At 72.1% G+C, this 24230-nt stretch carries 24 protein-coding genes and 1 tRNA gene; 15 read left to right on the forward strand and 10 right to left on the reverse strand.

Translation table 11 applies throughout. The features are described 5' to 3' along the window. Positions 1-878, reverse strand: an 878-nt coding sequence (locus ACLQ3K_RS03785; protein ID WP_425997140.1) for a DUF3662 domain-containing protein, incomplete at its 3' end; no start/stop codon positions are given. Between the two features lie 212 nt (positions 879-1090). On the opposite strand from ACLQ3K_RS03785, the gene ACLQ3K_RS03790 reads away from it, so the two are divergent. The 4 genes from ACLQ3K_RS03790 (at position 1091) to ACLQ3K_RS03805 (ending at position 3616) form a co-directional block, all read left to right on the forward strand. Next, a tRNA-Leu gene (locus tag ACLQ3K_RS03790) sits at positions 1091-1176 on the forward strand. A 159-nt stretch (positions 1177-1335) separates the two neighbouring features. After that, positions 1336-2514: a DUF4253 domain-containing protein gene (locus tag ACLQ3K_RS03795; RefSeq protein WP_425997142.1), complete on the forward strand. Its 1179-nt coding sequence runs from the start codon at positions 1336-1338 to the stop codon at positions 2512-2514. Then, positions 2511-3077, forward strand: a complete 567-nt coding sequence (locus tag ACLQ3K_RS03800) for a TetR/AcrR family transcriptional regulator (RefSeq protein WP_425997144.1) — start codon at positions 2511-2513, stop codon at positions 3075-3077. The genes ACLQ3K_RS03795 and ACLQ3K_RS03800 overlap by 4 nt, the downstream gene beginning before the upstream one ends. After that, the gene (locus ACLQ3K_RS03805) at positions 3074-3616 is read left to right on the forward strand and encodes an FAS1-like dehydratase domain-containing protein (RefSeq protein WP_425997146.1); all 543 of its coding nucleotides are present in this window, start codon (positions 3074-3076) and stop codon (positions 3614-3616) included. The genes ACLQ3K_RS03800 and ACLQ3K_RS03805 overlap by 4 nt, the downstream gene beginning before the upstream one ends. 19 nt (positions 3617-3635) lie before the next feature. Here ACLQ3K_RS03805 and ACLQ3K_RS03810 read toward each other — a convergent pair whose 3' ends face one another. Next, positions 3636-4256: a TetR/AcrR family transcriptional regulator gene (locus ACLQ3K_RS03810; RefSeq protein ID WP_425997148.1), complete on the reverse strand. Its 621-nt coding sequence runs from the start codon at positions 4254-4256 to the stop codon at positions 3636-3638. Positions 4257-4374: 118 nt separating this feature from the next. Between ACLQ3K_RS03810 and ACLQ3K_RS03815 the strand changes: the two genes are divergently transcribed. Together ACLQ3K_RS03815 and ACLQ3K_RS03820 are read left to right on the forward strand one after the other, a co-directional pair. After that, on the forward strand, positions 4375-4851 hold the full coding sequence (locus ACLQ3K_RS03815; RefSeq protein WP_425997150.1) for a DUF2867 domain-containing protein: 477 nt from the start codon (positions 4375-4377) through the stop codon (positions 4849-4851). After that, the gene (locus tag ACLQ3K_RS03820; RefSeq protein ID WP_425997152.1) at positions 4848-6143 is read left to right on the forward strand and encodes an alcohol dehydrogenase catalytic domain-containing protein; all 1296 of its coding nucleotides are present in this window, start codon (positions 4848-4850) and stop codon (positions 6141-6143) included. Before ACLQ3K_RS03815 ends, ACLQ3K_RS03820 begins: the two co-directional genes overlap by 4 nt. Positions 6144-6153: 10 nt before the next feature. On the opposite strand, the gene ACLQ3K_RS03825 is transcribed toward ACLQ3K_RS03820, so the two are convergent. Beyond that, on the reverse strand, positions 6154-7143 hold the full coding sequence (locus ACLQ3K_RS03825) for an alpha/beta hydrolase (RefSeq protein WP_425997154.1): 990 nt from the start codon (positions 7141-7143) through the stop codon (positions 6154-6156). An 83-nt stretch (positions 7144-7226) separates the two neighbouring features. After that, positions 7227-8447, reverse strand: coding sequence for an MFS transporter (locus ACLQ3K_RS03830; protein ID WP_425997156.1), 1221 nt, complete (start codon positions 8445-8447; stop codon positions 7227-7229). Positions 8448-8838: 391 nt separating this feature from the next. Here ACLQ3K_RS03830 and ACLQ3K_RS03835 point away from each other — a divergent pair, with 391 nt between their 5' ends. The 3 genes from ACLQ3K_RS03835 to ACLQ3K_RS03845 all read left to right on the forward strand — a co-directional run bounded on the left by ACLQ3K_RS03835 (position 8839) and on the right by ACLQ3K_RS03845 (position 11270). Then, a complete protein-coding gene (locus ACLQ3K_RS03835) occupies positions 8839-9135 on the forward strand; it encodes a hypothetical protein (RefSeq protein ID WP_425997158.1) in 297 nt (98 codons plus the stop codon). Positions 9136-9231: 96 nt separating this feature from the next. Continuing rightward, entirely contained in the window at positions 9232-10143 is a 912-nt protein-coding gene (locus ACLQ3K_RS03840) for a metal-dependent hydrolase (RefSeq protein ID WP_224644822.1), read from the forward strand. Between the two features lie 146 nt (positions 10144-10289). Then, positions 10290-11270 carry a nitronate monooxygenase gene (locus ACLQ3K_RS03845; RefSeq protein WP_336669516.1) on the forward strand — a complete coding sequence of 327 codons (981 nt, stop codon included), beginning with the start codon at positions 10290-10292 and terminating at the stop codon, positions 11268-11270. Positions 11271-11305: 35 nt separating this feature from the next. Here ACLQ3K_RS03845 and ACLQ3K_RS03850 read toward each other — a convergent pair whose 3' ends face one another. Continuing rightward, positions 11306-12034 carry a GGDEF domain-containing protein gene (locus tag ACLQ3K_RS03850; RefSeq protein ID WP_425997160.1) on the reverse strand — a complete coding sequence of 243 codons (729 nt, stop codon included), beginning with the start codon at positions 12032-12034 and terminating at the stop codon, positions 11306-11308. Continuing rightward, complete coding sequence (locus ACLQ3K_RS03855) at positions 11998-12390, reverse strand: hypothetical protein (protein WP_425997162.1); 393 nt, start codon at positions 12388-12390, stop codon at positions 11998-12000. The genes ACLQ3K_RS03850 and ACLQ3K_RS03855 overlap by 37 nt, the downstream gene beginning before the upstream one ends. 120 nt (positions 12391-12510) lie before the next feature. On the opposite strand from ACLQ3K_RS03855, the gene ACLQ3K_RS03860 reads away from it, so the two are divergent. Continuing rightward, on the forward strand, positions 12511-13161 hold the full coding sequence (locus ACLQ3K_RS03860) for a GNAT family N-acetyltransferase (RefSeq protein WP_425997164.1): 651 nt from the start codon (positions 12511-12513) through the stop codon (positions 13159-13161). 46 nt (positions 13162-13207) lie between these two features. Here ACLQ3K_RS03860 and ACLQ3K_RS03865 read toward each other — a convergent pair whose 3' ends face one another. The 3 genes from ACLQ3K_RS03865 to ACLQ3K_RS03875 form a co-directional block, all read right to left on the reverse strand. Next, the gene (locus ACLQ3K_RS03865) at positions 13208-14629 is read right to left on the reverse strand and encodes an O-antigen ligase family protein (RefSeq protein WP_425997166.1); all 1422 of its coding nucleotides are present in this window, start codon (positions 14627-14629) and stop codon (positions 13208-13210) included. Continuing rightward, positions 14629-15588: a hypothetical protein gene (locus ACLQ3K_RS03870; protein ID WP_425997168.1), complete on the reverse strand. Its 960-nt coding sequence runs from the start codon at positions 15586-15588 to the stop codon at positions 14629-14631. Before ACLQ3K_RS03870 ends, ACLQ3K_RS03865 begins: the two co-directional genes overlap by 1 nt. Positions 15589-15680: 92 nt before the next feature. After that, entirely contained in the window at positions 15681-17078 is a 1398-nt protein-coding gene (locus ACLQ3K_RS03875) for an oligosaccharide flippase family protein (RefSeq protein WP_224644828.1), read from the reverse strand. A gap of 263 nt (positions 17079-17341) precedes the next feature. Between ACLQ3K_RS03875 and ACLQ3K_RS03880 the strand changes: the two genes are divergently transcribed. The 4 genes from ACLQ3K_RS03880 (at position 17342) to ACLQ3K_RS03895 (ending at position 22161) form a co-directional block, all read left to right on the forward strand. Next, a complete protein-coding gene (locus ACLQ3K_RS03880; protein ID WP_425997170.1) occupies positions 17342-18280 on the forward strand; it encodes a glycosyltransferase family 4 protein in 939 nt (312 codons plus the stop codon). A 140-nt stretch (positions 18281-18420) separates the two neighbouring features. Next, complete coding sequence (locus tag ACLQ3K_RS03885; protein WP_425997172.1) at positions 18421-20406, forward strand: glycosyltransferase; 1986 nt, start codon at positions 18421-18423, stop codon at positions 20404-20406. Positions 20407-20414: 8 nt separating this feature from the next. Beyond that, complete coding sequence (locus ACLQ3K_RS03890; protein WP_425998119.1) at positions 20415-21527, forward strand: glycosyltransferase family 4 protein; 1113 nt, start codon at positions 20415-20417, stop codon at positions 21525-21527. After that, positions 21508-22161, forward strand: coding sequence for a class I SAM-dependent methyltransferase (locus ACLQ3K_RS03895; protein ID WP_425997174.1), 654 nt, complete (start codon positions 21508-21510; stop codon positions 22159-22161). Before ACLQ3K_RS03890 ends, ACLQ3K_RS03895 begins: the two co-directional genes overlap by 20 nt. A 24-nt stretch (positions 22162-22185) precedes the next feature. Here the strand turns inward: ACLQ3K_RS03895 and ACLQ3K_RS03900 are convergent, their stop codons facing one another. Further along, a complete protein-coding gene (locus ACLQ3K_RS03900) occupies positions 22186-22920 on the reverse strand; it encodes a WecB/TagA/CpsF family glycosyltransferase (protein ID WP_425997176.1) in 735 nt (244 codons plus the stop codon). Positions 22921-23024: 104 nt separating this feature from the next. On the opposite strand from ACLQ3K_RS03900, the gene ACLQ3K_RS03905 reads away from it, so the two are divergent. Then, positions 23025-24224 carry a glycoside hydrolase family 5 protein gene (locus ACLQ3K_RS03905; RefSeq protein WP_425997178.1) on the forward strand — a complete coding sequence of 400 codons (1200 nt, stop codon included), beginning with the start codon at positions 23025-23027 and terminating at the stop codon, positions 24222-24224. Positions 24225-24230 lie beyond the last annotated feature (6 nt).

The raw sequence follows: 24230 nt of genomic DNA on the forward strand, positions 1-24230 counted from the left end.
TCGTACGCGGGCTGCTGCTGGTAGCCCTGGTCGTAGCCGGGCTGCTGGTAGTTCTGCTGGCCGTAGTTCTGGTCGTAGCCGGGCTGCTGCTGGTAGCCCTGGTCGTACCCCGGCTGCTGCGGCTGCGCGTAGTTCTGGTCGTACGCGGGCTGCTGCTGGTAGCCCTGGTCGTAGCCGGGCTGCTGGTAGTTCTGCTGGCCGTAGTTCTGGTCGTACGCGGGCTGCTGCTGCTGATAACCGGCCTGGTCGTACCCCGGCTGCTGGTCGTAGCCCTGCTGGCCGTAGGCCGGCTGCTGGTAGTTCTGCTGGCCGTAGTTCTGGTCGTACCCGGGCTGCTGCTGGCCGTAGCCCTGCTGCTGGTCGTACCCCGGCTGTTGCTGCTGCTGGTAGCCGCCCTGGTCGTACTGGCCGCCGTGCCGTCCCTGGTCGTATCCGGGATTGTTGCTCATCGAATCGGCTCCTGATTCTGCAGGTGGTCGCTGGGGTACAAGGTTCTGGGGGACTGCATCCGGATCCACAGTGCCGCGGGCCCGGAACTGGCCCGTGTGCAGGCCTGGTGACTGCTCGAAGTGCACGACCACGTCACCATAAGTCTGCCAGCCGTTGTCATGGATGTATTCGTCGAGGTGCTTCGAGAAGGCACGGATCGCGAGCTCGCGGTCCGCCTCGAAGGTCTCCTGATCGGTGGGGGAGACGGCGATGACGTACTTGTTGGGTACCAGGTACGCCCCGTCTCCGAGGGTTTGCAGCTGATCCTCAGCCTCGCGTTGGAGAGCGGCCTCCACTTCCTGGGGGACCACCTTGCCGCCGAAGACGCGGGCGAAGCCGTCGCCCACCGCGCCCTCGAGCTTCCGCTCGAACCGCTGCAGGATTCCCATGGAACGACTTCCCCCTTCCTCAGCGTGTCGTGATGCATGTACTGACCAATGATGATAGCCGCGATCGGGGCACGGCGAAGTCAGCGTAACCCCATTGGTCCCAACTGTCCCTTTGGTAGCACGAATGTCCACGGCCCGGCAAGGTCGGAGTGCCAGGTGGCGGTCCGATTTCGCGGGCCGCGTCGCCTCGTGTTAATCTTCTCCGGTCGCTCGGGCGAGTGGCGGAATGGCAGACGCGCTGGCTTCAGGTGCCAGTGTCCTTCGGGACGTGGGGGTTCAAGTCCCCCTTCGCCCACCACCACACGAGAGAAGAACCCCGGGTCACGAGTACGTGGCCCGGGGTTCTTTCGTTGCGCGACAGTCGGTCGACGTTGCCGCCGGTCCGAGAATGCCGCGTGCGATCGCCGGGCAAGCGTCCCTTCAGCCCGCGGCAGGCACGAGTCGGCACGATCGGCGAATGCCTCTTTCGACCGGCGCGCCGCCGGCGCGCCCCGAACCGCACGGGCGGCGATCCCGCGCGATGTCCGGGCGCCGCGGCGGGATCGGGCGACTCGCCTCGATCGTGGTCGTCGGACTGCTCTGCCTGAGCGGGTGCCGGATGGTGCCGGATCCGCACTTCCCGAGGAGTGCTGCGAGGAGCACCCCGAGCAGTTCCCCGAGCAGCGTGCCGGTCCCCGATGACTGTCTGCGCAAGCAATCCCGCGGTGCCGACGACGGTGCGCGGACGGCCCGCGTCTTCCGGGCCGTCCCCGGGCCCCTGCCCGCGCCCGGCGTCGGCGAGGTCGGCGGCGTGGCGTTGCCGGCCGGGAAGCTCGTCACGAACGTGGCCGGCGATACCGTCGCCTGGATCGGGACCGAGCTGCTCGGCGAGGAAAGACTCACCGGCCTGATCCGGGATCTGGCGGCCGCCTACACCCGGACCGGGCTGTGGCCGCTCGCCGTCCCGGAACCCGGGTGGAGCGGCCTCAGCGCCCCGTGGTCGTCGACGGGGCCTGAGCGACCGGTCGTCGACGTCCCCGATGCCCTGACCGTCTTCCATCGGCTCTGCCGGACGAACTCGGTCTACACCGACGCCGACTACGACCCGCCCGCGCCGCCCGTGACCGTCTTGGCTCCGGCTCAGCCGGGGCCCGACCAGACTCCTGACCGGCTCACCGTCACCGAGCGCGGCAGCCTTCTCCTGGTCCCGGTCGCGCGACCGGCCGACGTGCCCGCGGCGCTCGGCTGGTGGGGCGCGACGAACGCGCAGCTCACCGGCGGGGACGTCACCGCCGTCCTGCGGTCGTGGGAGGACCGCTTCGGCGCGACGCTGGTGTCCCTCGGGGTCGACACCATGGTGCTCCAGGTCGCGCGACGCCCGACGGGCGCGGAGCAACGGACAGTTCTCGCGGCGGAGCACTTCGCGTTCTGCGTGGACAACTTCGAGGGCTCACGCTCGAGGACTACGGCCGGGCCCTGGCCCGCTCGGATCGTTGGGCGTTCTGGTGGGACTGACGGACAGGTGCCGGCGGTCGCCAATCTGTCTCGCTCCCATCCGCGGGGACATCGGCTCCGAATGATCGGTGACCATGTTTCCGATCAGGAGGCGCCCACCGTATGGACACGACGGCACGCCAAGGTAGACCACCCCGCATGAGCCGGGACAAGATCGTCGCGACGGCGATCGAGATCCTCACGCACGACGGCTACGCGAACTTCTCCATGCGCCGGCTCGCGGCCCGGCTCGGCGCGAGCCCCATGGGGATCTACTACTACTTCGACTCGAAGGACGAGCTCCTCGACTTCCTGTTCAACCGGCACGGCGGCGTGGCCGACCACCGGCGCGAGCACCCGTCGGACGATCCCTTCGACCGGGCCGTGCAGTCGTCGGTGGCGGTGGTGCGCTTCCTCGAGGCCCGGCCCTGGGCGCTCGCGGGGATCGTCGACGGGTACATCGGGGTGGAGGAGTTCACTCGGGTCCACCTTCGGGACCTGGCCGACGGCGTGCGCGCCCTCGGTTTCGACGAGGAGGACGCGGCGGAGACGGTGCGCGGGATCTGGCGGATCGCGATCGGCGAGGCCGTGGTCGGCGCGGCGTCGACGAGGCCGGCGCGCTCGCACGCCCCGTGTGCGGAGACGATCGAGAGCTACCTGGTGGGAAGGCTCAGCCGCGTGCGGCTCTCCGACCGGATCGACGACTCCGTGCGGAGCGGCTCATGACCGCCCCGGCGAGCCTCCCGGACGGCCCGCGCCCGGAGGAGTGGGATCTCCGGTTCGACGACGCCTACGAGATCGGCGCGGAGGCGGTGCGCGGGTTCGCCCGGGCCGTGTGCGATCCCCACGTCCCCTTCGGCGCCCGGGGAGTACTGCCCGCCGACACCCCGGTTCCCGTCGCCCTCCTCGCCGCGCCCATGTTCGACGCCGCGGCCGCACTGGTCAGTCGCGCGATCCCGAACTGCAACCTCTCCCGGATCGTGCACGCGGCGCAGCAGTTCACGGTTCTCTGGCCGCTGCGGATCGGGCAGCGCGTCGGCTTCGGGGCGCGCCTGACGTCGCACGTCGTCAAGGCGGGCGTCGACATCCTCGTGATCGACGTGACCGCGTACGCCGACGGATCGCCGCACCTCGCCGCGGTGATCACGCTCGCGCACTCGGGATCGGCGGCACCCGAGGTCGATCTCGACGCGGTGGCGGACCTGATCATGCTCACCGGAACGGGGCCGTCCGACAGCGACGCCTACACCGCGACGCGGGGGTGAGGGCAGGGGCCCGTCCCGGCTAACCGATCCGGCCGAGGACGGTGCGGAGCAGGGCGTCGTCGAGCACGGCGTCCGGGAGGGTGTCCGGGTCGAAGTGCCGGCCGATGGTGAAACCGAGCATGATCGCGTCGACGGTCACCGCGAGCTCGGCGGCGGGGCGCGGGAGGTCGACGGCGAGGTCGGCGGAGAACTGCTCGAGGGTCTCGGCCACCTGTCGCCGGGAGTCGCGGAGGAACCGTCGCGCGTACTCGTCGGCGACGCGCGGCGTGCGCGCGGCGTAGGCGAGGAACTCGAGGTAGAGCGGCAGCCAGCCGGGGATGTCCTCGATGGCGGAGACGAAGAGGTGCGCGGCCGATTGCGCACCGTCGGCGTTCGCGCGGACGGTGTCGAGGATGCGCTGGAACCGGTCCTCCAGCAGCGCGAGGAACAGCTCCTCCTTCGACGCGAAGTTGTAATAGAGCGCGCCCTTCGACATCCCGGCCGCGGCGGCGATCTCGTCGAGCGAGGCCGCGTGGAAGCCGCTCCGCGCGAAGACGTCGAGGGCGGCGTCGATCAGGGCGGCGCGGGTCGCCTCCCGTCGCTGCGCCTGCGTCCGCCGTTCCGGCCTCGACGCGGCCGGCTCCGATGCCTTGCCGTCCACGCGCCCGCCTCCCAGCTCTCGCCCCGACGGTGACCTTGACCACATACCGTCGCGTCAGTATGTTACGAGACGTATCGAGACTCCGGTATCCGGCTCGCCGCGACGAAGGAAGTGCGCGATGGCAGACACGGTGGCACGACGCGCGGAACCGCCCGCGCGAACCCGGTCGGCCGGGGTCGCCGGCGCCGATGCGACCTACACGTTCGCCGTCGCGCGACGCCCCGGCGACGATCGCACGGCGCAGCAGTGGGCGCGCTCCGTCTTCGAGGACGCCCCCGCCCCGATGCCGACGGTGCTGCTCCTCGGCTGGCGCACCGTCCTGCGGCTCCGGTCGCGCCCGCGGACCGGACCCGGGCATGTCCTCGGCTGGCGCATCCGCGCCGACGAGGGCGACCTCCTGGTGTTGGAGCAGGACTCGGGGCTGATCGCCGCGCGGAACGTGGTGCAGGTCGACGGCGAGCTGGTCTCGTGGTCCACGACGGTCGAGTTCGCGAACCCGGCGGCGCGACTCGTCTGGGCCGTCGTGCTCCCGTTCCACCTGGTCACCATCCCCCGCCTGTTGGCGCGTGCCGCGCGGCGCGGGGGACGGGCGTGAGCGAGCGGGCCCCGTCGGCCGCGGTCCCGACACCGGCGGCGCACGCCTACCTCTATCCCGCCGGCCCGCGGCACCGTCCGCGCGGCGCGGCGCGCCATCTCGCCGGGGTCGCGACCGCCGGGACCGCGATCCCCGCCGCGCGCGTGGCACTGGAACGCGGTGCCGCGGAACGCCTCACGAGGTTGCGGTCCGCCGCTGCGGACCGAATCCGGCACCGTCGGCGCGGAGGACCGACGATGCGGGCCCTCGTCGCCTCGCCCGGCGGGCGGATGCGGTGGCGCGACGTCCCGGCGCCACCCCCGCCCGGGCCCGGCGCCGCAGTCGTCCACCCCATCGCGGTCGCCAGCTGCGACCTCGATCGCGCGATGGCGCTGGGGCGCACGCCCTTCCCGCTGCCCTTCCACTTCGGCCACGAATGCGTCGCGGAGGTCGTCGACGTCGGCGAGGGCGTCACGACGGTGCGGCCCGGCGACCGCGTCGTCGTGCCCTTCCAGATCAGCTGCGGCGCCTGCCGGTCCTGCGCGGCGGGCCTCACGGCGAACTGCCTTCGCGTCCCGCCGATCTCGATGTACGGCTTCGGCGTCGTCGGGGGCCACTGGGGCGGCGCGCTCTCGGACCTGCTGACGGTCCCGTTCGCGGACGGCATGCTGGTCCCGCTGCCCGACGGTGTCGACTCGGTCGCCGCGGCCTCCGTGGCGGACAACGTCGTCGACGGCTACCGCGGTGTCGCGCCGCACCTGCCGGGCCTGCTCGCCCGCGATCCCGACGCCGACGTCCTGATCCTCAGCGAGATCGGGCGGCGGCCGCCGATCAGCGCCAGCGTCGCGCTGTACGCCGGCCTCACCGCCCTCGCGCTCGGCGCCCGCCGGGTGCACCTCATCGATCGCCGCGCGCACGTCCGCCGGCACGCCGCCGGCCTGGGCCTGCTCGCCCACGAACCCTCCGCGGTGCGCTCGCTCCCGCCGGCTGACCTGGTGGTGGACAGCACCGGCGACCGACGGGGCGCCGGGCTCGCGATCCGGCGTACCGCGCCCGACGGCACGTGCGTCTCCCTGTCGAGCCTGAGCCGGTCGAGCCCGATCCCGACCGCGCTGATGTACGGCCGCAACGTCCGCTACGAGCTGGGCCGCTCGCACGCGCGGGCCCACATCCCCGCGGTCCTCGAGCTGCTGCGCACCGGCGCTCTGCGCCCGCAGGACGTCATCACGCACACCGGGCCCCTGGACCGGGCGGATCGCATCGTCGCCGAGCACGTCCACGGCGAGGCGACGAAGACCGTCGTGCACGAGTAGCGCGAAGGGCCTACCCGCGCGGCGCGAGATGCGTTCCGGTGGAGCCGATCGCGGCGCGGGTGAAGGCCCGCATCGACGTCGCGCGGGCGGCCAGGATGTCCGCGGCGTGGTACATCCCCGGCTCCACGAGGAGTTCGACGGGAACCCCGGCTGCCTCCAGCCGGCGCGCGTAGTCGACGTCCTCGTCGTGGAAGAGGTCCAGGTCGCCGACGCCGATCCATGCGGGTGGCAGGCCGGCGAGGTCGGTGCGGCGCGCCGGCGCGGCGTAGGCGGGCACCTCCCGTTCGGCGTGCCCGGCGCCGAGGTAGGCGTCCCAGGCGAAGGCGTTGGAGCGCCGCGTCCACACGAGCGTGCCGCGGCGATCGGCCGGGCGGGTCGGGGTGCGGTCGTTGAGCATCGGGTAGACCAGTAGCTGGAAGGCCACGGGCAGGCCCTCGTCGACGGCGCGCTGCACCACACCCGCCGCGAGTCCGCCGCCCGCGCTGGCCCCGCCGACGCCGATCCGTGCGGCATCGATCCCGCGCTCGGCGGCACCGTCGTGCAGCCACCGCAGCGCCGCGAAGCAGTCGTCGTGCCCGGCGGGGAACGGGTGCTCGGGCGCCAGCCGGTACCGCGTGCTCACCACGATCGCGCCGGTGTCCCGCGCCATCCGCACGCACCGCTGGTGGTCGATCTCCGGCGCGCCGATGATCGTGCCGCCGCCGTGGATCCACAGCAGCGCACCGCCGTTCGGCGCCGCGGGCGTGTAGACGTAGACGTCCTGCCCACCGTCGACATCGTGGTGCGTCACGGTGACGCCGCCCCGCGTCGGCATGCCCGACGGTCCGCGCGCCGCCCGGACCGCCTTGAGCGAGACGGGCCCGATCGAGGGGATCATCGCGGCGGCGGGGTGCCGCAGCCCGGGCGCCACGCCGCGCAGGGCGCGGATGCGTCCCGCGGCCGATCCCGCGGCGGTGCCCGCAGCGCCCAGCACGGGCAGGAGCATCCATCGAGCCTTCATCGTCGCCTCCGTCGTCCACGCGGGCCCGGTTGCGTGCGCACAAGCCGGACAGCCCCGTCGATCATCGCGCATTCCGGCGCCGCTCACGGGGAGTCGGCGGGACGGCGGGGCGGAAGGCCCCGGCGGCGAGCGCCGCGCCCGCGGCGGCCCCCAGCAGAGCGACGGCCCCGGGCAGCCCGAAGGGGCCGCGCGAGGACCCCGACGAGGGGCGGCCCGCCCAGGTGGGCGAGGTAGCCGACGGCGCTCACCGCGGCCGTGGCGCGCGCCGCGGAGCCCGGCGACCGCGCCGCCGCGGCGCCGATCGCGAGCGGGAACACCGGCCCGAGGAACAGGCCGACGACCACCACGCCGGCGTACGTCGCGATCCACCCCGGAGCGACCAGCCCGACGGCGGTGCCCGCGCTCCCGCCGAGCGCCGCGAGCAGGAGACAGCGCCGCGCCCCGAACAGCGGGACGATCAGGTCGCCCGCCGAGCGGGAGACGAACATGGCCAGGCTGAACGCGACGACGACCGTCGCCCCGATGGCGTTCCCCGCGCCGTGATCCCGCGCGACGAGCAGCGCCGACCAGTCCGCGAGCATGCCCTCGAGCAGCAGCCCCGCGACCGCCACCGCCGCGACGGCCGGCGTGATCGCCCGCACCAGGGGCGTGCGCGGCGCTGCGACGGGACCGCCGGTGTCCGTCCCGACGTTGCCCGTCCCGACGCTGGCCGTCCCGACGGTGCCGCGCGCGGCGGACCGCGGGACGTGCCGGCCGGCGGCGGCGAGCAGTACGAGTAGGACGCCGGCGACGGCGGTGAACTGACCGGCCACGGTGACCCCGGCGGCCGCGGCGCCGCCCGCCGCGCCGCACAGCACGCCGAGGCTGTAGCCCCCGTGCAGGCGCGCGATGACGGGCACGCCCGCGCGTCGCCGCTGGTACTCGATGCCGGCGGTGTTCATCGCGACGTCGAGGACGCCGGACGCCGCGCCGAGCGCAGCGAGCACCAGGCCCAGGCCGACCGGCCCCGTCGTCGCGGCGATCGCCGGGAGCCCCGCGGCGAAGGCGGCCCCGGAGGCCAGGCAGACGAGGCGGCCGTCGACGCGGCGCAGGAGCCGGTCGGTCAGGAGCAGCGCGGGCAGGGAGCCCGCGGCGACGCCGAACAGCGCGGCACCGAGCGCGGCGTCGGAGAGGGCGAGCCGGTCCTTGACCTCGGGGATCCGCGGCGCCCAGCTGGACAGCACGGCGCCGTTGACGAAGAAGACCAGCCACAGCCCCACGACGGGATGTGGACGGCGCGGGCGGAGGGGGATGTGTCGGAACATGCGGCCTCGTGGCCGCCCTGACGGGAGTGGAGGCGATCCCCGGACGGGACAGGAACCGCGGCGCCGGCATGCGGCGCTGGGGCCAGGCAATCACGGTCCCGTCGCGAACGCAAGGCCCCGGCGCCCTGACCTGCGCAATCGCAGCGTGTGCGGAACGCCGGTGGGCGGTGGTGTCCGAATTCGGACGAATTTCGGGGGATTTCGCGTGACCGCTGGTGTACGAGGTTCCACCAACGCGTGGAGTGTGCTTATCTTCTCCTCGAAGATCGCCATCAGCGACTGATAGCTGCACGATCGATATTCCGTCGAGCAGCCGGCGGCGAGCACCGCGGACCGTCGGAACCGGGTTCCGCACCCGGGCCGAGCAGCCCCCAGGGAAGGCACGAACGCCATGCGCAGGTCGAAGACCGAGACCGTCACCCCCGACCCCGAGGCCACGACGGACGCGGCCGCGGCGACCGTCGATCCCGCGCTCGAGGTCGGCACGGAGGTCGTCGCGTTCGCCGGCTCGGACCGCGAGTCCGCGGGCCGCATCGTCGACGACTTCGGCGACTTCACCCCCGTCGCCACCGAGTACGACGGGGAGCGCATCGCCGAGCCCGCCCGACGGTGGGCCGTCCTCACGACCGCCGGCGACCTGCTCTTCGCCGACTCGGCGGACCTCACCGCGGGGCCCCCGGCGAAGTGATAGAAATCGACGCTTGACATATCACTGAGGGCGCACCAGACTTCGGATCAGTTCCTACATCGTTGTACGAATCTCTCCGACAGGCTGGAGTCGAGCATGGTGTCCCTCAGCAACAAGGCCGGCAAGAACGCGGCGTCGGTCGAACCGGTCGGCGTGGAGATCCACGCCCGCAACGTCGAATTCGACTGGGACGACGTCCCGCTGGAATGGATCCCCGGGCAGCCGGTGGCCAGCGACATCGTCAGCAGCATCCTGCACGTGATCCTCCCCGAGGGCGAGCGGTGGTTCTGCGAGGTCTACACCGAGGCGCTGCCGTACGTGAAGGACGAGAACCTCGCCCGCACCATGCGCGGCTTCATCGGCCAGGAGGCGATGCACGCCGAGTCCCACGATCGGGCTCTGTCGGAGTACCTCGGGCGCTGCGGCATCGAGACCGAGCCGCTCGCGCGGCAGATGGAGTACACCTTCCGCAAGATCCTCGCCCCGCGCCGCTACCGGTCGGACCGCGCGCAGTACAACGACATGGTGCAGCGGCTCTGGCTCATCGCCGGGATCGAGCACTACACCGCCATCCTCGGGGTGTTCGCGCTGAACAACACCTGGGACGAGTACGACGTGAACCCCGTGATGGCCGACATCTGTCGCTGGCACGGCGCCGAGGAGGTTGAGCACCGGTCCGTCGCACACGACGTGGCGAACTATTTCGACCCCGGCTACCTGCACCGCGTGCGGGCGATGCTCACCATCGTCTTCTTCCTGGGGCTCACCCTGCACCGCTCGTCGGGCTACATGCTGCGCAAGGACCCGCACTTCAGCTACTCCTACCCGCGCCTGTGGTGGGAGTACCTCAAGGCCTCGCACAAGGGCCTGCTGCCCAAGATCCGCAGCGTCATCAAGTTCACGCTCGTCTACTTCAAGCCGAGCTTCGACCCCGCGTCCATCGGGTCGACCGCGCAGGCCGTCGCGTACCTCGCCACGTCGCCGGCCGCCCGCGCCGCCGAGTCCTGAGCCGCGCCCGACGACACCGTCGGATCCGTTGTGCCCGCGCACCGTCGGACCCGCGCGGGAGGGGGACGCCGAACCATGGCGCGCGTCGCCCGTTTCGTCCAGACTGTGAGGGTTCACCGCCCCCATCGAGAGGACCACGACCGAGCATGATCAGCACACGCATCACGGAGATGTTCGGCATCGACCACCCCGTGGTCTGCGGCGGCATGACGGGCCTGGGCACCGCCCCGCTCATCTCGGCCGTCGCCAACGCCGGCGCGCTGGGCTTCCTCACCGCGCTGACCCAGCCGAGCCCCGAGGCCCTGGCCGCGGAGATCAAGCGCACCCAGGACCTCACGGACAAGCCCTTCGGCGTGAACCTGACGATCCTGCCCACGATCAACCCCGTCCCCTACGACGAGTACCGCGCGGTGATCGTCGAGTCCGGCATCAAGATCGTCGAGACCGCGGGGTCGAGCCCCGCGCCGCACCTGCCCGACTTCCAGGCCGCCGGCGTCAAGGTCATCCACAAGGCCACCAGCGTGCGCCACGCCCTCTCCGCCGAGCGCAAGGGCGTCGACGTGATCAGCATCGATGGCTTCGAATGCGCCGGTCACCCGGGCGAGGACGACGTGCCCGGCCTCATCCTGATCCCCGCCGCGGTGCGCGAGCTGAGCATCCCCGTCATCGCCTCGGGCGGCATCGCGACCGGCAGCGGACTCGCCGCGGCGCTCGCCCTCGGCGCCGACGCGGTGAACATGGGCACCCGCTTCATGGCGACCGTCGAGGCGCCGATCCACCAGAACGTCAAGGATCAGATCGTCGCCAACTCCGAGCGCGACACCGTGCTCGTCTTCCGCAACTTCCACAACACCGCCCGCGTCGTGCGGAACACGATCTCCGAGCAGATCGTCGAGATCGGCGAGCGTCCCGGCGCGAGCTTCGACGACGTCGCCGAGCTCGCCTCCGGCGCGCGGGGCCGCGCCAACGTCCTCACCGAGGGCCGCATGGAGGATGGGATGTGGTGGGCCGGCCAGACGCAGGGCCTCGTCGAGGAGGTCGACACCGTCGCCGCCGTCGTCGACAAGGTCGTCGCCGACGCCGAGGAGATCATGACCCGGCGCCTGCCGGGCCTCGTCCGCGACTGACGGACCGCCGGGCCCGACGGTGCCGCACCGTCGGGTCAGGAGGCCAGGACCACCGCGTCCCGGGTCCGCTTCGCCTCGTACATCCCCCGGTCGGCGTCCTCGAGCAGCGCCGTGAGCAGGGAGGCGTCGACGTCGGGATGCTCGTCCACGGCGACCCCGATGCTGGTGGTCACGCCGGCGTCGCCGGCCACGGCCCGGCGGATCCGGTCGCCCAGGTCGAGGCACTCCTGCGTGCTGCGGCCCATCACGAGCAGCGCGAACTCGTCGCCGCCGAGCCGGGCGATGACGGCGTCGTCCGCGGCGCCCTCGACGCGCAGCACGCGGGCCACGTGCACCAGGACCTCGTCGCCGGCGGCGTGGCCCCGCCCGTCGTTGATCTCCTTGAAGTGGTCGAGGTCCAGGACGAGGACGCCGACGTGCTCCGCCGACGGGGACCGTCGCATCGCCCACGTGGTCCAGCGCGTGCGGAGGCCCCGGCGGTTGGGGATGCCGGTCAGCGGGTCGGTGCCGGCCTCGGCGGTGTCCAGCCAGGAGAAGGTCATGCCGAACTGCATCGTCCCGGGCACGCCGATGGTCGCGCCGGCCAGGATCGCCGAGGCGAGCCCGGAGTTGAACATGCCGTGCACGGCGGCGATGGGTGGCGCGGTCGCGGCGATCGCCGCCGCGACCAGCACCATGCTCACGACGAACCACCGGGTCGTGAGGATCAGCGCGCCGAACGTGGCGATCATCGCGAGGCTCGCGACGCCGAGGGCGACGCCCACCGGGTCGTGCTGCGCCGAGCGCCGTAGATCGCGATGATTGAGGTGGCGACGAAGACCGCCGCCTCCCGCGCCCCCGGCAGCGGGCCGACCTGCCACCGGACGGCCCAGAACGCGGCGACGACGGCGCACACCACCAGCCGCACCTGCACCGGGGTCGAGAGCGGCGCGATGTTGATCAGGAGTCCGATGGACATCAGCCCGAGCAGGAACGCGCAGATGCTCACGGCGGCGCGGATGAGCCCCAGCAGCGAGCGGTTGCGGAGGTAGGTGATCCGCTCGTCGTACGTGGGGCCGCCGAACCACCACGCGGAGACGAGCTCGGTCAGCGTGGTGCGGAGCGACGCGCGGGTGGTCATGGTGCGCTCAGATTATCCGCTGCGCACGGGGCTTCCTCCGCCGTCCCTCGATGTTCCGGTGGGCGCGGGTGACGTCGGGTTCGGGCGTTACGTGCCGCGGTGTCGGGATAGGATTCGGCAATGCAAAATCCGACCGCGTCGGTGCTGGCCAGAAGGAAGTCCGGGGCCGGAGCACGCGGTGTCTTCGACGGCCGCGAGTTCGAGCTGCGCCGGGTGCGGCTCACCGACTACGCGTCGTGGCGCACCATCCGGCTGGCCAACGAACGCCGGCTGGCGCCGGCGTTCAAGCGCCCGGACCGCACCTGGGAGGAGTGCCACTCCCCGATGGCGTGGGTGGAGTGGTTCGCCGATACCGCCGTCGGATCGCTGCGGCGGACGCGGTACGCGTTGGTCATCGTCGAGCACGCCGCGGGAAAGCCGGCGCGCGTGGTCGGCGAGGTCGGTCTCTGCGGGGTGGACCCCGTTACCCGGGCCGGGGAGCTGTCCGCGTGGGTCTCCGATTCGCCCGGAACGCTCGTTCCCTGGGGGCTCGCCAACGTGATCGACCGGGTCTTCGCCCCGGAGTACGGGCTCGAGCGCATCGTCGCGCCCGGTGTGGAGACCAAGGGGCGTCCGGCGCACCTCGTCGCCGCGCTCGGGATGGAGCGCATCGGCACGCGGCGCGACTTCCGGATCTTCAACGGGGAGCCGACCGACCACATGATGTGCGTCCTGGAGAACACCCCCGAGGTCCGCGCGTCGATGCGCGCCCTCGCCGCCGGGCCGCGCTGACGGGGCGGGAACGCACGGGCCGCGACGACGGGGCGGTGGACCCGCGCTAGACGCCGGCGGGGCGCGGCGCGGGCAGGTCGCCCCGCGCGGGCGCGTCGGCCGGTGCGGGCGCGGCGCCGCGCGCCGCCTCGTCGTCCTTGCGCAGGCTGTTCGCCACCCCGGCCAGGGCGATGAGGATCCAGGTGAGGAACCAGATCTGGACGAATCCGGCCGTGTCCAGGATCAGTGAGATCACGGCCACCGCGGCGAGGGCTCCCGCGATCCCGCCGCTGAGCTCGGCGATGGACGGGTTCTTCGACCGCGACGAGCGCAGTGCCAGGAGCAGGCCCACCACGAGCGCCGCGACGAAGGTCGCGAAGCCGATGACACCGGCCTCCATCAGGCGGGAGACGTACTGGTTGTCGAGCACCGGTTGCTTGAGCGCCGGGTAGGCGCCCACGCCCTGCCCCAGCCACGGATGCTCCCAGAAGTGTTCGCTCGCGTAGGCGAGCCCGCGGCCCCGGGAGTGGAGCGAGTCGTCGCCGAAGGCGCCGGCGAACACCGCGAACATCGCGGAGATGAACTTCAGCTGGAACAGCAGGCCCAGGCCGATCGCGGTCCCGCCGGCGACGAGGACGGCTGCGACGCGGGTGATCGGCCAGCGCCAGCACATGACGGCGACGGCCGCCGCCGTGCCGACGACTGCGGACCGCGACAGCGTGACGAGGGCGCCGCCGACGAGGATCACCGTGCATCCCGTCCACAGCCAGTAGGTGTTCACGCGGCGGGCCTTGGCCTCGAGCGCGAGCGCCACCCCGAGCGGGGTCATCACGGTGAGGATGGCGCTCAGCTCGAGCGGATGGCCGGCGCTGCCCTGCGGGCGCGCGACGCCCTCACGCATCAGGTTGGTGACGATCTGGTAGTCCCGGAAGTTGAGGCCCGGCAGCGTGAAGTAGGCGGCGAGGTCGATGCCGGTGGCCACCTTGACCAGGCCGAACCAGGCGGACAGGGTGGCGCCGATCACGAGCCCGCCGATCACGATCCGCAGGCTGCCGACCGAGCGCAGCACCGTGAGCAGGAAGAGCACGGCGCCGAGGAGGTACAGGTCGCCGAGGATGTACCGGTCGAGTGCCACCTGGGCGACGTAGGGCACGCCGCGCATCTGGCTGGCCCCGAAGGAGAGGAACGACGTGGTCACGTAGCCGAGCACCGCGAACAGGGTGACCCGGTCCCGGACCGGGCCGGAGAAGCCGGTGATGTTCAGGCACACCCAGGTGATCCCGGCGCCGGCGAACAGCGTCTGGCCCACGCTCAGTCCGAAGGTCCCGGGAACGGTGAAGGTCTGCTGCATCCCGAGGAGGAAGAAGCACGCGGTGCCGACGAACAGGGCGAACGGCAGGTCGGGAGGACTCGTGGTCGAGCGGCCGGGGGACCGCAGCACCGACCAGGCCCGCGTCGATGGCGCGCCGCGGTCGGTGACGGTGGCCATCAGGCGTTCTGAACCCGGTCGCCGGTGTCGCCGGCTGCGGTGTCGTCGAGGTCCGGGAGCGGGATCTCGGACTCCTCCGGGACCTCCTCCACGCGGTCGCGCCACCGGGTCATCGCGCGACGGGCCGCGTCGCCCGGCGGGCGGATCGGGATCGCCGCGGGCACGGTGCGCGACGGCGCGCCGGCATCCGATTCGGCACCGAACTCGGGCGCCGCGGGCACGATCCCGGCCAGTGCGGCCGACTCGGCGGTGAGCTCCTCGGGCGTCGCGGGCGTCGTCTGCGTCTGCACGGGGATCGGGACGGTGCGGGAGGCGTCACCCGAGCTCTTGCGGCGGCGCGCCCGGAACGCCTCCCAGGCGGCCGCGGCGATGAGGCAGAGGGTCAGGGTGGCGAGCGCCGCTCCCATGGCCAGGCCCATGGCGGCGCGCAGGGGGTTGCCGCCGACCTCCTCGCCCGGCGTCGGCGCGACGGGAACCCGCAGGTCCGCGTAGGAGTCGCCGACGACGCCGGCCTCGACCTGCATCTTCCGGAGCTCGGTGCGCCAGAACTCGATGAGGGCGTTGGCGCCGGCCTCGGATCGCCAGGCCTCGGGGGCGCTCACGGTGAAAGTGATGAGCGGGGAGATCTGCGTCGAGTTGCCGTCGCCGGCGCTCGCGAGCATCACCACGTCGGGGGAGGAGCCGCTCTTCTCGAGGGCCGCGCGGCCCCCGGCGGACTGCGCGACGGTCGTCAGCACGTGCGCCATCTGGGCGGCACCGCTGTTGAGACCGGTGAACGGGTTGTCCATCGCGTTGCGGCTGCCCGCACCAGGCCCGATCACGAGCACGGCCGCCGAGGTCTCGAAGTGGGTCGTGGTCGACTTCCACCCGATGACTCCGCCCGTGATGCCGGCCAGCAGCACCAGCACGATGATGGCGGGTTTGGTGAGCGCCCAGCGCAGGAAACCAGCGACGTTCATTTACGGGGACCCCCTAGCGCAGTTGCAATTGCAGTGTTCCGAGCATTGACTGTACTACGCAGGTTCGCTGGAGTGTACTTCTACGGTCTGGATCACTCCGACTCCCGCTCGGGCGAGCGCGAGGCCATGCCGATCAGGGCCGACAATCGGATCGGACCCGCGATCGCGCTGGTGAGGAGATAGGCGCCGGCGGATGCGAGGAGCGGGATCAGGACGAACTGATGGCGCAGCACGATCGCGACGATCACCGCCACGCCCAGCGGCACCGCGAGCCGGAACAGGTACTGCCACGGCGGACGGAACGGCGCGCGGGAGCGCAGCCGCCAGCCGGCGACCACCATGCCGATGACCTCGCTGATGATGAGCGCGGCGGCGGCCCCGATCGCGCCGTAGAACGGGATCAGGATCACGTTCAGGGCGATGTTGCCGATCAGGTTCACCACGTTGAGGCGCAGCAGGAAGACCTGGTCGTGCGCCGCGAACAGGCCCTGACTGAGGACGGCCGTGACGAAGGTGACCGAGACTGCGATGAACAGCAGGCTCAGCGTCCGGCCGCCGACCTCGACGAACTCCGCCGTGCTGAGCAGGCCGATGATGCTCGGCGAGAGGACGCCGCCGACGAGCGCGATCGGCGCACCGACGAAGATCAGGGCCTCCGCGCTGCGTTGCACGAATGCGGCGAAGCGCTCCTTATCGGTCGCGAACAGATTCGTCATCGTGGACAGCGAGGAGGCGAGGAAGACGGCGGAGATCACGGTCGCGTTCGACGTGATCTGATACGCGAGGCCGTAGGCGCCGGTCTGCTGCGGCGTGCTCAGCACACTGAGGAGGAAGGCGTCGGCCCGCCAGTACAGAGCCGCGATGATCAGCACGCCGGTCTGCGGCAGGCTCTCCCGGACCAGGTCCCAGCTCTGCCGCGCCGAGAAGACGGGCCGGATGCCGACGGCGCGGTGCGCCACGAAGCCCTGGATGATCAGCATGACCAGCGGCGGGACCAGCTGGACCGCGGCGAACCACACCAGGTCGGCGTCGATCCGGACCAGCACGATCGTGCCCACGAGGGAGAGCGCGCGCCCGCCGACGTCCGACACGGCGACCGCACCGAACCGCACATTGGTCATGAACAGCGGTTGGAAGCAGGACGCCAGGGTGGTCAGCGCAAGGCCGCCGGCGATGATCGCGATCATCATCGGTACCTCGGCGGTGTCGCGGTAGATCAGCGCGCCGGTGATCACCGCCGCCGCTGAGAGCGGCACGCAGTACGCGAGCGACAGGCCGACGTTGACGCGGATGAGTTGCCGCAGGTCACCGGCACCGGAGGTGACGCGCCGGACCACGACCGCCCCGATGCCGAGTTCGGTGAGGCTGGTCCACAGGCCGATGAAGACGATGGCGGCGGTCAGGTGGCCGTACGAGATCAGGCCGAGGTGGGTCGTGGTGATCGCCATCGTCGCGAGCGAGGCGACGAGGCCGACGATCCGCGCCGCCAACTGGAGGCCGAAGGCTCGGGCGATGAGCCGCGGGGATGCCCGTCCGCGGTGATTATCTGTTTGCGACTCGATAGTCTCATCATCGGGCGGTGTCGAGACATGGGACTCGGACCGGGGAGCCGCCGAATCGAAAGGACTGTTCGGTGCGGGTGACGGTGCCTCTTGCTGGGGGATTGACGGCGACGGAGTGGGCTCGTCGGCACGCCGAGGGCGACGTTCCGGATCGGTCACCGTACGGACTCCATCGACTCGAGGACCACGGCATGCGCGTCACGTTCGCTTCGGCGCAACCCGCGGGCGGGCTCCGGGGCAGGATCGAGGACCGGGTCGCCCGTTCGGTACGGCACCGCACCGACGGCTACGAATTCGTCGAGCGGGTGCTCGGCGTGGGCGCGCACGGCGCCGACGCGATCCTGTCCTACGACGAGCGCACCGGAGTCCCGGCGCTGCTCACCGGCCGGACGCCGGTCGCCGCCGGGATCGGCTGGCTGACGACCCGCGCGAACGCGGGCCGTGTGCACGGCGAGCTCGCGGCGCGGGCGCTGCCGCGTGCCGGCGCGGTATGGGCCCAGTGCTCGGCCGTGCTGCCCGTGCTCCAGCGGGAGTGGGGGCTTGCCGCTTCCCGTACGCAGTTCATCCCCCTGGGAATCGATACCGATTTCTACGTCCGACAACCGGGTCCGGGTACTCCGGGGCTCGTGGTGAGCGCCGGGGAGGACCGGTTCCGGGACCACGCGACGCTGATCCGTGCACTGGCGAAGGTGCGTGCGCAGCGTCCGGACACCCATCTCGAGCTGGCCTCCGGTCTGCCCTTCGACGCTCCGGAGGGCCTGGTCACGGTGCACACCGAGCGGTTGGACGGACGGATCCGCGACCTCTACGCCCGGGCGTCCGTTGTTGCGATTGCGCTCCATCCTACCGTCACCGGCTCCGGGCTCACGGTGGTGCTGGAGGCGATGGCCAGCGGCCGACCCGTCGTGGTCACCGACAATCCCGGCGTCGCGGACTACGTCGAGCACGGCGTGACCGGCCTGCTCGTGCCCCCGGAGGATCCCGAGGCGCTCGCCGCGGCCGTCGGGGAGTTGCTCACTGACGAGGCCGCGCGGACCGAGATGGGCCGCGCGGCCGCGGCCCGAGCGCGGGAGCGGTTCACGACCGACGTCATGGCCGGGCACTTGGCGAGGATGCTGTCGTCGATGTGATCCCCCCGGTGCCTCCATGGCCGTCCTCTCGTCCCGCGGAGCGATGTGGCCGCGATGATGCGATGACGAATCGTCATGCGTTGTCATTGCGTATAGTATGACGAAGCTGATAGCGCCCGATGACGCGTGAGGAGATGTTCGTGCCGAGCGAACTGGATCGTGCGTACCTGCGCGGCGGTCTGGGATCGGCGCCGCCGCCCGCCGAAGCGGGGGAGCACCCGCTCGTCGTCCTCGTCGTCGCCTACCGGAATCCGGTGGATCTGCGGGCGTGCCTCGAGTCGGTGGCACTGCACCTCCCGGGTATCCGCACCCTGATCTGGGATAATTCCGGACCGGACTGGCCGGGGATCGCCGAGCTCCACGCCGCGTTCCCGGACGTCGAGTGGTACACCGACGGAACGAACAGGGGCTTCGCCGCGGGGGTCAACCGGCTCGCCGCGCTCGCGCCGGAGGCCGACCTGCTGCTGCTCAATCCCGATGCGCTGCTGCTCGGGGATCTGGCCGTGACGCGAGTGGCGTTGCGCTCGCCGGGCGTCGCCGCCGCTGCTCCAAGAATTCAGGATTCAGCACTTTCCGCGAGCGACGGACGCGATTGGGACGTCGCGCACCGTCGGCGGGGCACGGTCCGCGCGCTGACCTCCTACGCGGGCTACGCCGCACGGTTGCGGGGGACTCCGTTGTCGGACCTGTACGGGGAGGCGCCCGGCGAGGTGGAGGGCTACCTGACGGGTGCCTGCCTCGCGATCCAGCGCGACGCGTGGGAGGCGCTCGGGCCGTTCGACGAGGAGTTCTTCCTCTACGGCGAGGAGTCCGACTGGCAGTGGCGCGCCCGGCGCGCGGGCTGGCGGTTGGTGCTGACCGACGATGCGGGAGTCGAGCACGCCGGCCACGGCACCGTCGCCGATGACGCGAAGGCCGGGCGCCGCTCGACCGACCTGCTGCGCGCGAACATCGCCCTGAACCTCGAGCACGACCGCGGCGTTCGTGCCGCCGATACGTACCTGGCGGGCACTGCTCTGCTCGACCGACTGCAGCGGTCGACGCGCCGTGCGAAGGCGACCGCACGGCGGACGGCGAAGCCGGCGATCGTGATCACGACCAACCGGCTGGTGTACGGCGGCGCGGAGCGGCAGCACGCGCTGCTCGCGGCGGAGTTGGATCGTCGGGGTTACCCCGTGACCATCGCCTGCATGCAGCGACTGGGCCCCATCGTCGCCGAGATCCCGCATTCGGTGCGCGTGGTGCGCCAGCCCTGGTGGGCCCCCGTGCTGGACCCGGTATCGGGTCCGCAGATCCTGATCAGCGCCACGACGAACACCGAGACGGGGTTCGCCTCGCTGTGGCGCGCCGGCTCGAAGGATCGACGGTGGCTGGTGGCAGCGCATTCGTGGTTCGGGCCGAACGGCACGACGTTCTCGGCGCCGCTGGCCCGCGCGATGCGCCGTGCCGACGGTTTCGTCGGGCTGGCTCCCGGTCATTGGGATGTGGGCCCGCAGTTCCAGGACCTGGGTAAACCGGTGTTCACCGCGCCGAACGGCATCGTCTCGGCGACCGAACTCGACTCCGTGCCGCCCTCCCGGCCCGCCCGCGCCGCAGGCCGGCCGCCGCACCTCGTGATGCTCAGCCGGATCGTCGAGTGGAAGAACCCGCAGCTGCTGGTAGAGGCCCTGGCGGGGATCGACGCGCCGTGGGAGCTGTCGATCTTCGGCGACGGCCCGGACCGCGAGCGCCTCGAGCCGCTCACGCCCCCTGCGGCACGGGATCGGGTGCATTGGCGCGGCTGGGTCCAGGGCCCGGACGCCGGGCTCGCCGACGCGGATCTGCTGTGTGTGCCGAGCCGGGACGAGGCCTTCCCGCTGGTGATCCTCGAGGCCATGGCCCGCGGCGTCCCGGTGGTCGCGTCCGCCACCGGTGCGGTCCCGGAGATGCTCGCCCACGGCGAGGCCGGGCGCCTCGTCGAGGACGTCACCGTCGACGGTTGGCGCGCCGCGATGACCGACCTGCTCGCGCACCCCGAGGCGTGGCCGGCCCTGGGCGATCGGGGCTTCGAGCGGATGCGGGCGAACTACTCGATCGAGGCCATGGCCGACGGCTACGAGGCCGCCTTCGCCGGAGTCCTCCGGTGACGGGGCGCGTGCTCTGGCTCTCGCCCTGGATGCGCCCCCTGGCCCGGGTGTACTGCGAACAGCTCCAGGACGCCGGGTGGGAGGTGGTCCTGGTGACCACGGACCAGCACCCGGAGTCCGACGGTGCGCGGTCCTACGAGCGGGTGCTCGACGCGCGGCCCCGCACCGCCTCGACCTGGCCCGGCTTCGCGCGGGAGCTGCGGGCTGCGCGGTCCTTCGTGCCCGACGTGGTGGTGACCGAACTGGTGCGCGACCCGCGGTGGATGCTGCTCACCGGCGGCGCGCCGCGCGTGAACCTCATCCACGACGACCGGCCGCACGGCGCCGACGAGGTCTTCCCCGCGTGGGAGCGTCGGCTCTTCGGCCGGTGGGCGGAATCAGCGGCGGGAACGGTCGCGTTCAGCGACTACGTCGGCGAGCGCATCGGCGCGTCCGCGGTGGCGCCGCTCACCAGCGACCTCGACGAGACGCGCGTGCCGCCGCTCGTCGGGGCCGCGGGACGCCGCGACTTCGTGGTGTTCGGGCGCCTCTCCGAGTACAAGAACCTCGGCGTCACCCTCGCGGCGTGGGAGCGGCACGTCGCCGGGCCGGGGTGGCGCGGCGACGAGCTGATCCTCATCGGCGACGGTGATCTCTCCCCGGACCTGCTTCCGGCGGTGCGCTGGCGGCGGGGCCGGTACTCGTACGCCGACGTGCTGGAGCCGATGGCCCGGGCCAAGGGCTCGGTGGTGCACTACCGGCGCGCGACGCAGAGCGGAGTCCAGGTGCTCGCGATGCAGCTCGGGGTGACGCCGATCGTCTCCCCCGAGGGCGCGCTTCCCGAGTTCCAGCCGCCCGGCGAGGATCCGATCGGCGTGGACGACGTGGCGGGCCTGGCCCGCGCCTTCGACGGCCTCGCCGACCCCGCGGAGGCCGAGCGGCGCGGCCGGGCCGCGCACGCGCACTACCTGCGCGTGCACGCGGCGCCGGTGTCCGCGGACGCGCTCGGCGCGGAGCTGCTGCGCGCGGCGGGGAAGCGGAACACGGCCCAGCACGACATCACTCACCAGCACGACATCACTCATCGGACCCGCGGTGCGGGCGAGGTCGAAGGAGACGGACATGGCGGATTGGCTTCGTGACGCGGTGACCGGGGTGGACTCGGAGCGATCGCTGTCGGGTCGCGCCCGCGCCCGGCGGTGGGACGAGCTGCTGCGTCGATTCCCGGACTTCGCGGAGATGCGGGTGCTCGACCTGGGTGGCACCCCCGACTCCTGGCGCCTCGCCCCGGAACGGCCCGTCTCCGTGACCACCGTGAACCTGATGGACCTTCAGTCGTGGTCGCCCGACATCGTCGCCGTGCAGGGCGACGCCTGCGCCCTCCCGGCGGCGATCGCGGCGGACCGATTCGACCTGGTCTTCTCGAACTCGCTGCTGGAGCACGTCGGCGGACACGTCCAGAGGCAGCGCCTGGCCGACAACGTGCACGCGCTCGCGGACCGGCACTGGGTGCAGACGCCCTACCGGTACTTCCCGGTCGAGCCGCACTGGCTGTTCCCCGGCATGCAATGGCTGCCCTACGAGGCCCGGACGCAGATCTCCCTGCGCTGGAACCGCGGCCACATCCGCACCCGTACCCGCGCCGAGGCGCAGGACCAGGTCGACGAGATCGATCTGGTCGGGATCTCGCAGATGCGGCGGTACTTCCCCGATTCGGAGGTCTGGTTCGAGCGGTTCGCGGGCCTGGTGAAGTCCCTGGTCGCGATCCGCGCGTGAGCGGTGTCCCCGGTTCCGGGCCGGTCAGTGCCGGCGATCGGCCGCGCGGGTACGTATCGCGCGGAGCAGGAACAGGGGGTTGCCCAACAGGTACCGCCCGGCCTTGTGCGGCTCCCGCAGCAGGATGTCGACCCATTCGACGCCCAGTCGCCGGGCCTGCCCGGGCGCCCGGGTGCGGGTGCCGGCCCAGAAGCCGAAGAGACCGCCCACGCCGGCGGTGAGCGGGACCCGCATCGCGGAGCGGTTCCGCTCGATCCACTCCTCCTGCAGCGGGTTCCCGAAGCCGACCAACAGCACGTCGGGCGCGGCGGCGTCGATCGCGGCCAGGACCTCCGCGCCGTCCGACAGGTCGAAGTAGCCGTGGTGCCGACCCGCGACCTCGACGGGAAAGCGCCGCTCGGCGGCGGCCGCGGCGGCGGCGTTGACGTCCTCGGTCCCGCCCAGCAGGTACACCCGCAGGCCGGGGCTCGCCTCCAGCAGGGCGGGGATCACGTCGGTGCCGTTGAGGTTGGCGCGCAGCTGGACTCCGCGCATGCGTGCCGCCCAACGCACGCCCGTGCCGTCACCGAAGACGAAGGTCGACGCGTTGAGGACGTCCCGGTACTCGTCCGATCGCGCGGCCACGTTGAGCGTCGCGGCGTTGGGGAAGACGACGGTGCTGCCCGCAGGTCCACGCGCGGCCGCCTGCAGGCGGGACACCGCGGACTCGAGCGGGAGATCGTCGAATTCGACGCCGAGGATGCGCACTTCTTGCGACACGAAGGCAGGCTACCACCGTCCTTTGCGACTGCAGTAGACTGCATGGTGGCCGGACGGCCCAGTACGTTGTGCGCCCGGCCGGGTGGCGTTGCGGGGGTGAAGGAATGAGTGCGATCCGCCGTACCGCCGTCGTCGTGCTCCTCGTCTGCGCCCTCCTGGGCGCGACCGTCGCCGTGCCGCGGTCGGCGGCGCCCGAGCAGTCGACGGACGGCCTGCGGGGCATCAACATCGCCACCCTCCTGACGCAGGCGGTCACGATCTACGACCACCCGACGGTCACGGGGACCGGGGAGCCGCTCTCGACCTACGTGCGGTTGCAGCAGCTCGGCCACCGCCTGATCCGCCTCCCCGTCGACTGGAACTTCCTGCAACCGGATCTGGACACGGGCGAGGAGGACTTCCACCCGGCGTACTGGAACGCGGTCCGCTCGGAGGTGGGCAAGATCAAGGCGGCGGGCCTGCGCGTGGTGCTCACGCTGCACTCCGGGTGCGAATGGCGCAAGCCGAAGACGACATCGGCGCCGCTCGTCTGCGGCGCGGGGCTGAGCACGGATCAGACGGACCGGGTGTGGCGGACCTTCTCGGACGCGTTCCGGGACGATCCCGCGGTGATCGCCTACGACCTGTTCAACGAGCCCACGCGGTTCAGCCATCCCACCCGCCGGGACCTGCAGGCGCCGGACAAGCCGGCGTACTCCGTCTACCAGCGGCACGTGAATTCGGTCGTCCGGGCGCTCCGCGAGAACGGCGATCGGAAGACGATCTGGGTGGAGGGGCTGTGCTGCTCGCCGTACACGGACTTCCTCTACACGGATCCGTCCGGCGGCTGGGTGGACGATCCGCTGCGGCGCATCGTCTACTCGCAGCACATGTACCCGGCGCGCAACAGCAGCGAGGGTGAGGTCTTCGACGCCGCGAAGCTCGACGAGGACTACGTCCGCGACGCGGGCAAGCCCTGGGTCGACCGGGGCTACGAGCGGGGTTTCATCGGCCGGCTGCGGGACTTCGGCGAGTGGTGCCGGCGCAGCGCGGTGAGCTGCTCCGTCGGCGAGGTCGGCTGGTACGGCCCCGGCCAGTCCGCGGCGAACGCGGAGCAGTGGAACCTGCTCGGTGACCGCTGGTACGCGCTCGCCGACACCTACGGCTTGTCGGTCACCTACTTCGGCACGTCCTCGGCCTTCCACGGGCCGCTCTGGGCCTACGACGCCCCGGGCCCGGACGTTTGGTTCCCCGCGCCGGGCCTGTCCCGCAAGCAGTCCCAGTCGGCGATCATCGAGAAGCCCGAACACCTGTCACGCGCATAGTCCCGC

It is taken from the genome of Tsukamurella sp. DT100, assembly GCF_049844855.1.
In the GTDB taxonomy this organism is placed as follows: domain Bacteria; phylum Actinomycetota; class Actinomycetes; order Mycobacteriales; family Mycobacteriaceae; genus Tsukamurella.